This window comes from uncultured Dialister sp. (assembly GCF_900538805.1).
Classification (GTDB): Bacteria; Bacillota; Negativicutes; order Veillonellales; family Dialisteraceae; genus Dialister.
Genome location: NZ_UPZP01000117.1, coordinates 1 through 6,187 on the forward strand (window position 1 = coordinate 1; position 6,187 = coordinate 6,187).

At 53.9% G+C, this 6,187-nt stretch carries 4 protein-coding genes; 3 read left to right on the forward strand and 1 reads right to left on the reverse strand.

What is annotated here, in order from left to right; genetic code table 11:
- Positions 1-421: 421 nt before the first annotated feature.
- The gene (locus QZQ29_RS08505) at positions 422-1,777 is read left to right on the forward strand and encodes a sodium-dependent transporter (protein ID WP_296962314.1); all 1,356 of its coding nucleotides are present in this window, start codon (positions 422-424) and stop codon (positions 1,775-1,777) included.
- Positions 1,778-1,959: 182 nt separating this feature from the next.
- The gene (gene bcp, locus QZQ29_RS08510) at positions 1,960-2,418 is read left to right on the forward strand and encodes a thioredoxin-dependent thiol peroxidase (protein WP_296962316.1); all 459 of its coding nucleotides are present in this window, start codon (positions 1,960-1,962) and stop codon (positions 2,416-2,418) included.
- A gap of 855 nt (positions 2,419-3,273) precedes the next feature.
- Here bcp and QZQ29_RS08515 read toward each other — a convergent pair.
- The gene (locus QZQ29_RS08515) at positions 3,274-4,032 is read right to left on the reverse strand and encodes a nucleoside phosphorylase (RefSeq protein ID WP_296962317.1); all 759 of its coding nucleotides are present in this window, start codon (positions 4,030-4,032) and stop codon (positions 3,274-3,276) included.
- 379 nt (positions 4,033-4,411) lie between these two features.
- Here QZQ29_RS08515 and QZQ29_RS08520 point away from each other — a divergent pair, with 379 nt between their 5' ends.
- A complete protein-coding gene (locus QZQ29_RS08520; protein ID WP_296962319.1) occupies positions 4,412-5,821 on the forward strand; it encodes an aspartate ammonia-lyase in 1,410 nt (469 codons plus the stop codon).
- Positions 5,822-6,187: the final 366 nt, after the last annotated feature.

Genomic DNA, 6,187 nt, shown 5'->3' on the forward strand with positions numbered 1-6,187 from the left:
TGCAGAGAATGTGCAAGTCAGTCGAAGTTGGCCCATAGCCTGCCCATAAAAGGGCCTTCCTTTTAATCGACTGACCGATAGGCGCGGTTTGTCTGTTTTCCACGGGCGAAGCCCGGTTGTAAAGGTTTTAGGCTGCGAAGCGGCCATTATAATTGCGCCCGAAGGGCGCCACCACAACCTTCAAGCCCGTAGGGCTTGTCAACCCTCTGAACCCTCTGAACCTTCTGAACCCGGAGCCGCTTTGCGGCTCCCAGCGTCCTATCCTTTTTCTCTAATCTGTTGTATAATATAAAAGTTGTGTGAATTTCATGCCTGCCGGTGAATAGGAAACCGGGCAGGGCATTTTTCTTGTGTGAAATTCACTTCCGGCAGGCGAAGGGTGTCTGTCTGCCGCTATAATGGGAAATCGGAGGAAAGAAGAATGGAAGAAAGAGACAGCTTTAAATCCCGGCTGGGATTTATCCTGGTCAGTGCAGGCTGCGCCATCGGTATCGGGAATGTGTGGAAATTTCCTTACATTACCGGCGAATACGGCGGCGCAGTATTTGTGCTGTTTTATCTGGCCTTTTTGGTTCTCATGGGGATTCCGGTGGTCACCATGGAGCTGGCCGTAGGCCGGGCCAGCCACAAGAGCGCCATGCGGGGCTTTAAGGCCCTGGAACCGAAGGGCAGCTGGTGGCATATCCACGGCTGGGTATGCCTTCTGGGGACCTTTATCCTCATGATTTACTACACCACCATTTCCGGCTGGATGCTTGATTATTTCTGGCGCTTTTTCAGCGGAGCCTTCCAGGGCATGGGGGCGGCGGAAATCAACGGGGTTTTCGGAACCATGGTTTCCAATCCCCTGGAACAGACGATTTTCATGGGCATTACGGTGGTGGCGGGATTTATCATCTGTGCCGGCGGCGTAGGAGGGAGCCTGGAAAAGGTGACCAAAGTGATGATGCTGTCCCTTCTTGGGCTCATCGTCATTCTGGCAGTGAACAGCGTTTTCCTTCCCGGCGGTGGCAAGGGTATCGAGTTTTACCTTCTGCCGGACTGGGACCGGGCGGTGGAGGCGGGCCTTGGCAATGTGGCGGCAGCCGCCATGGGACAGGCTTTCTTCACCCTCTCCGTGGGCCAGGGCTCCATGGAAATTTTTGCCAGCTACATGGGAAAGGACCATTCCCTCACCGGGGAGGCCATCCGCATTGCGGCTCTTGATACTTTTGTGGCCCTGCTGGCGGGACTTATTATTTTCCCTGCCTGCTTTGCCTATGGTGTGGCGCCGGGAGAAGGGCCGTCCCTCATTTTTGCTACACTGCCTCATATTTTCGTCAATATGTCCGGCGGCAGAATCTGGGGAACCCTTTTCTTCACTTTCATGACCTTTGCCAGCTTCTCCACAGTGACCGCTGTTTTTGAGGGGCTTATCGGAAACTGCATGGATAATTTCGGCTGGAGCAGGAAGAAAACGGTTTACATCCTGCTGCCGCTTGTATTCTTTGGCAGCCTTCCCTGCATTTTCGGCTTCAACATCTGGCAGGATGTCCATATCCTTGGTGCCAGAGGCATTCTTGATTCGGAAGATTTTGTGGTAAGCAATCTCATCCTTCCCATTGGCTCCATCATATTCGCCCTCTTCTGCGTCACCAAGTACGGCTGGGGCTTTGACAACTACCTGAAGGAAGTGAATACCGGCGAAGGCATGAAAATGCCCCGCTGGATCCAGCCCTACTTCAAGTACGTCCTGCCTTTCCTCATCTTCATTATCCTGGTGAGGGGATTGATGTGAGATAGTGAGCTGGTGTACTAGTGGACTAGTGGACTAGTGGACTAGAGTCTATCTTCTATCTTCTATCGTCTATTATATCCACTAGCCTGCTCTTCCCTTTTGTGGTACTATATTGAAAGAAATCGAATTAACGAATGGCTGATTCACGATAGAATCACTATCCTTTAAAAGGAGGCATTTCTATGGCACTTGAAATTGGAAAACCGGCACCGGACTTCACCCTGCCCTCGGACGGCGGTAAAGACGTATCCCTTCATGACTACAGAGGACAGAAGGTGATCCTCTATTTCTACCCCAAGGACAACACCTCCGGCTGTACCCTGGAGGCTAAAGCTTTCCGGGACCACCTGGCAGACTTCAAAGCCCTGTGTTATGCAGTCATCGGCGTGAGCCGCGACTCCGTAAGAAAGCACTGCAATTTCCGGGATAAAAACGAACTCAACTTCCCCCTCCTTTCGGATGAGGAAGAAAAAGTGGTAAACCTCTACGGAGTGCTGAAGGAAAAGAGCATGTACGGCAGAAAATACATGGGCATCGAAAGATCCACCTTCATCATTGACGAAGAAGGAAACCTGGTCAAGGAATACAGAAAGGTAAAGGCCGCCTCCCACGTGGCGGACCTCTTGAAAGACCTGGGCTGATGAACATAGAAAAGATGTGAAATCCGGTGGATTTCATATCTTTTTTCGTGGAAAGAACGGCGCTGCTTTCTTTTGCCGAAGGCAAGGGAAATGCGGCACTAACCCCTGCCACTCCATCCGCTGGGTGCACTATGGGCGCTGGGCAGGGGTGTCAACTCAGGTAATATGGTGTTGCTCTCCCTTGCGTCCCCTTTAGGTGGCAAGGGAACTGGAGTCACACCAGCGAAGTGGATTCGTAGGGGAGCGGTAGCGACCTGAGAATCCAGTGAGTCGGTGATAGCCGTGCTGTAGGGGAGCAAAGCGACCTGAGAATCCAGTGACACGCTTCCCAGCGGGGCGAAGAGGGCCACGAAGTGGCGAAGGGGTGCTGGAGGGTAAGAATCGGAAAGAAACTCAAAATAGGGCAGGCAGCCTATCGGCGGTCCGGATAGCAGCGGAGTGTCACATCGGCGCTTGGCCCCGTACACCCTATGGCCCCTCAAGGGGCAACGAGGGTGGGCGGAGAGAAATCTTTGAGTCATACTCTTCCTGCACCCTTCCGGCGGGCCCCCTTTGGTGGCTGCGCCACCACCTTTCTCCACAGGAAAGCGTCTCACACGATTCTCAGGTCGCTGTCGCTCCCCTACGAATCGTGTTCGCTTGCCACCCCGCTAAAGCGGGGGCACTATGGGTGCTGGGCTTTTGAGTCAATTTATGTTTATGGCGATAACGGCGGAAAACCTTCACACCCGCTCTGACGGGCGGAGCCCGGTTGTAAAGGCTTTAGGACGCAAAGCGGCTATTATAATTGCGCCCGAAAGGCCGTCAAACCTGAGAACCCTCTGAACCCTTTGAACCCGGGCCGCTTCGCGGCCCCTATATTTCTTCCAGCGCTTCCATGCCCAGGATGAGGGCGGCGTTTCTGCTTTCTTTCCCCCAGCGGCGCTGGTCGTGGGTGAGGGAGGAGAGGGTGTCGGCGGTGAACATGATTTCCGCAAATTCCTTTCCCCTGTATCTGGCGCAGGCGGCGAGGGCGCTGGCTTCCATGTCCACCAGGGTGCAGCCTTCTTCGCGGCGGCGTTTGATTTTTTCTTCCGTTTCCCGGAAGAAGCCGTCGCTGGTCCAGGTGGCGGCGGGACGGAAGGGGAGGTGTTTCTTTTGGAAATAGTCCTTCAGGTGAAGAAGGGGGCCCTTGTCCATTTCAATGAACCGGGCAGGGGGCAGGTAGTGGTAGGAGGTGCCTTCGTCGCGGAGGGCCCTTTCAATGGGGAAGAAGCAGTTTTCCGGAATGTTGGTGAGGGCGCCGCAGCAGCCGATGGCCATCACCTTTTCTACGCCGTAGGCAAAGAGCCGGTCTTCGATGAGCACGGCCGCCGGGGCACCGGCAGGGGCCTGCACCAGGAGGAGGGGTTCCCTTTCCCCTTCGATTTCATAAAGAGGGAAGGGCTTGGTGAGGGAAAGGAAGGTGCCTATAACCTTTCCGCCCCTCTTTTCCGCAAAGGAGGCGATTCGTTTTTCTCCCAGAAAGGCCATGAGGCAGCGGCGGGGGAGTTTCAGGGGAAGGTGCTCGAAATCCGGCGAAATGAGTCCTTCTTCCCTGCTGAATTCGGCAAGCGGTATGGTGGATGTGTCCATATAAACTCCTTTCCGGCGCCGCTTCATGACGGGAAGCGGCGCCACAGAACTTCCATTGCCTATAGTTTATCATTTTTCCTGCTCTGATACATTATCTTTCACACCACTTGACAGATTTCCAGTATAGGTGTACACTCATGGGCAGATGAGGGAATTCCAAATTTTCCTCTTCAAAGTAAATATGACTGGCAAAGGCGTCTGATGTTTTGGGACAATCAGACGCCTTTTTACGTGGCGGGGAGGCCTTCCGGGGGATGGGCCTCCCCGCCGCTTTTAGTCATAATCATGATTTCAAGTTATGAATCACACGGTTAAGATTGCGTTGAAATGATTTTTCAAATTTTATTATTGCAGCACATGCATGGAAAGGAATTCAAAAATGCGCAAGGAACATGATTTTCTGGGAGAAAAATTAGTACCTGATGAGGTTTACTACGGCGTTCAGACCATGAGGGCTAAGGAAAATTTCCAGATTACCGGTGCCCACCTGGACCCTGATTTCATCGAATCCATGGCTTCCGTGAAAAAGGCTTCCTGCCTCACCAACCTGAAGACAGGCCGCATGGACAAGACCATCGGAGAAGCTATCATCCAGGCTGCTGATGAAATCATGGATGGCAAAATGCTGGACCAGTTCCCGCTTGACCCCATCCAGGGCGGCGCAGGCACTTCCATCAACATGAACATGAATGAGGTTCTGTGCAACCGGGCCCTTGAAATCCTTGGCTATGAAAAGGGCCGCTACGATATTATTTCACCAAACAACCACGCCAATATGGCCCAGTCCACCAACGATGTATTCCCCACCTCCATTAAAGTATGCCTCTGCAGGAAGGCGGCAGCCTTGACGGAAGCGCTCATCGACCTGGCAGAGGGCTTTGAGGCCAAGGGAAAGGAATTTGAGGACGTGCTGAAAATGGGCCGCACCCATCTCCAGGACGCTGTGCCCATCACTCTGGGCGAGGAAATGAATGCCTACGCCTCCATGGTGCGCCGGAGCATCGGACGGATTACCCGGTCCCTGCGCTCCCTGCAGGACCTGAACATGGGCGGCACCGCCGTAGGCACCGGCCTTAATGCGGAACCGGAATACATCCGCCTCTTCCCCTATACCCTGTCTGAAATCACGGGCTTCCATTTTGAAACGGCACCAAACCTCATCGACGCCACCAACAACACCGACTGCTACGCCGACGTATCCGCCGCCCTCAAGGTGACAGCCCTTTCCCTTATTAAAATGGCCAACGACATCCGTCTCATGGCCTCCGGCCCCCGCTGCGGCCTCAATGAAATCAAACTGGAAGCCCGCCAGCCCGGCTCCTCCATCATGCCGGGCAAGGTGAACCCGGTGATTGCAGAAGTCCTCGACCAGACCTGCTACCAGGTCATCGGCAACGACCTGGCCATCAGCATGGCCGTGGAAAATGGACAGCTGGAGCTGAACGTCATGGAACCGGTGATTGCCTTCAACATCTTCAACTCCTTCCGCTACCTCACCAATGCGGTGAATACATTCAATGAAAAGCTCCTGAAGACCCTGGAGGCCAACAGAGAACAGTGCCGGTACTGGGTGGACCACAGCGTAGGCGTCATCACCGCCCTCCTGCCCCACATCGGCTACGAAAAATGCGCTGCCACCGCCAGAGAAGCCTACACCACCGGACAGCCGGTTCGTGAAATCATCCTGAAAAAACAGCTCATCACCAAAGAAGCCATGACCCGCATCCTCTCCCCCTACGAAATGACCCACCCCGGCATTGCAGGCGGGAAAGACGCACTGGCGAAATGAAGAAATCCGATTGATTGAAATAATAACAATAGTTTGTCTGCCATTTGGGACCTCTCCGGAGGTCCTTTTTTCTTGGGACTGCCGCCTGCCTTCCCCTCGTCATCCTGAGCGAAGCGAAGGATCCCGGTGAGAATGGCAAGTGAGGGAAAGACGGTAAATACCGGTCGGCGGGAAGGCAGTGGGATAATGGTAAATGAGGGTGGGCGCTGGGCGAGTGCCACGTGATATTAAAGGAAAGCATAGAGCTGCTTATTCTGTTACTTCAAGGGAAACAAAGCTTTTCTTGCCACCCCTTTAGGTGGCAAGGGAACTGGATTCGTAGGGGAGCAAAGCGACCTGAGAATCCAGTGACACGCTTCCTCCGGT